General features: G+C 68.2%; 3 protein-coding genes. All 3 read right to left on the bottom strand.

Annotation, left to right across the window (positions count from 1 at the left end; all coding sequences use genetic code 11):
• The coding region (locus A5714_RS21830) for a serine/threonine-protein kinase (protein ID WP_231975952.1) at positions 1 to 792 on the bottom strand (792 nt) is incomplete at its 3' end.
• Positions 789 to 2267: a D,D-transpeptidase PbpA gene (pbpA, locus tag A5714_RS21825; protein ID WP_068288788.1), complete on the bottom strand. Its 1479-nt coding sequence runs from the start codon at positions 2265 to 2267 to the stop codon at positions 789 to 791. The genes pbpA and A5714_RS21830, both read right to left, overlap by 4 nt.
• The gene (locus A5714_RS21820; protein WP_068288785.1) at positions 2264 to 3673 is read right to left on the bottom strand and encodes an FtsW/RodA/SpoVE family cell cycle protein; all 1410 of its coding nucleotides are present in this window, start codon (positions 3671 to 3673) and stop codon (positions 2264 to 2266) included. The genes pbpA and A5714_RS21820 overlap by 4 nt, the downstream gene beginning before the upstream one ends.
• Positions 3674 to 3809 lie beyond the last annotated feature (136 nt).

Genomic DNA, 3809 nt, shown 5'->3' with positions numbered 1-3809 from the left:
GTTCGCCAGCATCCGGTGGCCGCCCTCGGTGAGGATCGACTCCGGGTGGAACTGGACGCCGTGAATCGGCAGCTCGGCGGGCAGCGGCGGCGGGGGCTCCTTTATGTGCTTCATCGCCACGGTCAGCGCCCCGTCACCGGTGAACGGCCGCTTGCCCGACACCACCTCGTAGCCGACGACGCCCAACGAATAGACGTCGCTCGAGGGGGTCGCATCGTGGCCCAGGGCCTGTTCGGGCGCAATGTACTGGGCGGTGCCCATGACCATGCCGGTCTGGGTCACCGGGGCGGCGTCGACCGCCTTGGCGATACCGAAGTCGGTGATCTTCACCTGGCCGGTCGGGGTGATCAAGATGTTCCCGGGCTTGACGTCGCGGTGCACCAGGCCGGCGGCGTGGGCCACCTGCAGCGCGCGGCCGGTCTGCTCCAGCATGTCCAGCGCGTGCCGCAGCGAGAGCCGGCCGGTGCGCTTGAGCACCGAGTTCAGCGGTTCGCCGTTGACCAGCTCCATCACCAGGTAGGCGGTGCGGCCCTCACCGTCGAGCTGGCTCTCGCCGTAGTCGTGCACCTGGGCGATGCCCGGGTGGTTGAGCATCGCCGTCGTCCGCGCCTCCGCGCGGAACCGCTCGATGAACTCCGGGTCCTGGGAGAATTCCTGCTTGAGGACCTTAACGGCCACCCGGCGGCCCAACCGGCTGTCGACGGCTTCCCACACCTGTCCCATGCCGCCGGTGGCGATCAGGCGCTGCAGCCGGTACCTGCCGGACAGCGTCACCCCAACTCGCGGGCTCATGGTCCTCCCTGTAGCGCAGCCTGGATGACGGCCCGCCCGATCGGCGCGGCGAGTGCACCCCCCGTCGCGGACAGGCGGTCGGCGCCATTCTCCACCAACACCGCCACGGCGACCTTCGGGGCCTGGGCGGGCGCGAACGCGATGTACCACGCGTGCGGCGGTGTGTGACGCGGGTCGGTGCCATGCTCCGCGGTACCCGTCTTGGATGCGATCTGCACGCCGGGAATGGCCCCTTTCTGCTGTGCAAACTTCTCGGCGCCGACCATCAGTTCTGTTAGCTTAGCGGCGACCTGCGGCGACACCGCGCGCCGCTGCTCATACGGGGCGGTCGTGCTGATGGTGGCCAGGTCCGGCCCCTTGAGGCTGTCGATCAGATATGGCTGCATCGTGACGCCGTCGTTGGCGATGGTCGCCGCGATCTCGGCGTTTTGCAGCGGGGTGAGCGCCACGTCCTTCTGACCGATGCTCGACATCCCGAGCGCGGCCGCGTCCGGGATGATCCCGACGGTGGATTCGGCCACCTGCAGCGGGATCACGCTGGGCGTCGTGTCCAGCCCGAACGAGTGCGCCATGTTGCGCAGGGCGTCGGACCCGGTGAGGATGCCCAGCTGGACGAACGCGGTGTTGCACGACTGCGCGAAGGCCTGTTGCAGCGACACGGTCGGCTGGTCACCGCAGGCTTGCCCGCCGTAGTTCTCCAGCGTGGCGGTGCTGCCGGGCAGCGGGATGGACGACGCCGCGGTGAGCTGTTCGGTGTCGCTGGCGCCGGCCTGCAACGCGGCCGCGGTGGTGATCACCTTGAAGGTGGAGCCGGGTGGGTAGGTCTCCGCGATGGCGCGGTTGGTCAGCGGGCTGTCGGGGTTGTCGCGCAGCCGCTGCCACGCCTGGGCCTGCACCTCCGGGTCGTGCGAGGACAGCAGGTTGGGGTCATACGACGGTGACGACACCATCGCCAGGATCTTGCCGGTCGAGGGCTCGAGGGCGACGACGGCGCCCTTGCACGCCGGGCCGCCGCAGCCCTGCTGCAGGCCGTCCCACGCGGCCTGCTGGACGCGGGGCTTGATCGTGGTGTCGACGTTGCCGCCGCGCGGGTCGCGACCGGTGAAGAAGTCGGCCAGCCGCCGCCCGAACAGCCGCTCGTCGGAGCCGTTCAGCAGCGCGTCCTCAGCGCGTTCCAGGCCGCTGCTCGAGTAGCGCAGCGAATAGAAGCCGGTGATCGGCGCGTAGGCCAAGGGATTTGGATACACCCGCAAGAAGCGGAACCGGTTGTCGGTGGCCACCGAGTACGCCAACAGTTGGCCGCCCGCCACGATCTGGCCGCGTTGCCGCGAGTACTCGTCGAGCAGCACCCGCTGGTTGCGGGGGTCGGCGCGCAGGGAGTCGGCGGCGAACACTTGCGTCATGGTCGCGTTGAGCAGCAGCAGCACGATCAACGCCATGACGGTCATCGAGATACGCCGCAGGGAGGCGTTCATACTTTCTCGATCACCTCGGTGCCGGCCGCGGCGATCGGCTCGGTGTTGCGGGCGCGGGTGCGTAACGGCCGCCGGGCGCTGTGCGAGATGCGGGCCAGGATGGCCAACAGCACGTAGTTGGCCAGCAGCGACGACCCGCCGTAGGACATCCACGGCGTGGTCAGCCCGGTCAGCGGGATCAGCTGGGTGACGCCGCCGACGACGATGAACAGTTGAATGGCCAACGTGGACGCCAGCCCCGCGGCCAGCAGCTTGCCGAAGCTGTCCCGGGTGGCGATCGCCGTGCGCAGGCCCCGCACGATCACGATGGTGTAGAGCATCAGGATGCTGGCCAACCCGACCAGGCCGAGCTCCTCACCGAACGCCGCGATGATGAAGTCGGTGGAGGCGGCCGGCACGGTGTCGGGTTGGCCGTTGCCCAGCCCGGTGCCGAAGATGCCGCCGGTGGCGAAGCTGAATAACGACTGCACGATCTGGTAACCGCTGCCGTCGGGGTCGGAGAACGGATCCCACCACATCTGCACGCGCACCCGAACGTGGCTGAAGATGAAGTACGCGATCACGCTCCCGACGGCGAACAGCGTCAGGCCCAGCACCACCCAGCTAAAGCGCTGCGTGGCCAGATAGACCACCACCAGAAACGACGCGTAGAGCAAAAGCGATGTGCCCAAATCCTTTTCGAAGGTCATCACACCGATCGAGATGATCCAGGCCGCCAACAGCGGCGCGAGGTCGCGCGGCCGCGGCAGGGTCAGCCCCATGAAATGCTTACCGGCGCTGGTGAACAGTCCCCGTTTGGCGATCAGCACCGCGGAGAAGAAGATCAGCAACAGGATCTTGGAGAACTCAGCGGGCTGGATTGAGAAGCCGGGGAAGCGAATCCAGATCTTGGCGCCGTTCTGCTCGGACAGCGCCGCCGGCAGCAGGGCGGGAATCGACAGGAATAGCAGCCCCGTGATCCCGCAGATGTAGCCATAGCGGGCCAGTTGCCGGTGGTCTTTCAAGAAGGTGACCACCAGGGCGAAGGTGACGACGCCGATCAGGGTCCACAGCATCTGTTGGGTCGCGCTGGGGTGATGCCGGCCGCTGAACTGGTTGTTGACCAGATCCAGCCGGTGAATCATCACCAGCCCAAGTCCGTTGAGCAGCGCGACAATTGGCAACAGCAGCGGGTCGGTGTAGGGCGCGAAACGCCGGATGGCGACGTGCGCCGACCCGAAAGCGAGCAAGAACGCCAGCCCATAGCTGGTCACGTTCCAGCTCAGGCCGCGGTCCTGGTTGGCCTCCACGATGAGCAACGCCGCGACGGTGATCAGCGCGGCGAAGAACAGCAGCGCCAGCTCGGCGTTGCGCCGGGTGGGCAAGGGAGGCGTGACCGCGACCGGCGGCTGGACTTGGGTGGTCATGCCACCGTCCGGCAGTCGGTACCCGGTTGAAGCGGGGGCGCGGGAAGCGCGGTCACCGTCTGCGAAGTGGTCGTCGGACCGGCCGGTGCGGGGGCCGCCGGGCTGGGGAGCGCAGAGGCGCTGGGCGGCGGAGCGG

Origin of the sequence: Mycobacterium sp. E2462 (genome assembly GCF_001672685.1) — a bacterium.
Lineage (GTDB): Bacteria > Actinomycetota > Actinomycetes > Mycobacteriales > Mycobacteriaceae > Mycobacterium.
The sequence above is the reverse complement of the archived record's forward strand: the minus strand, read 5'-3'. Positions and strand labels throughout refer to the sequence as shown.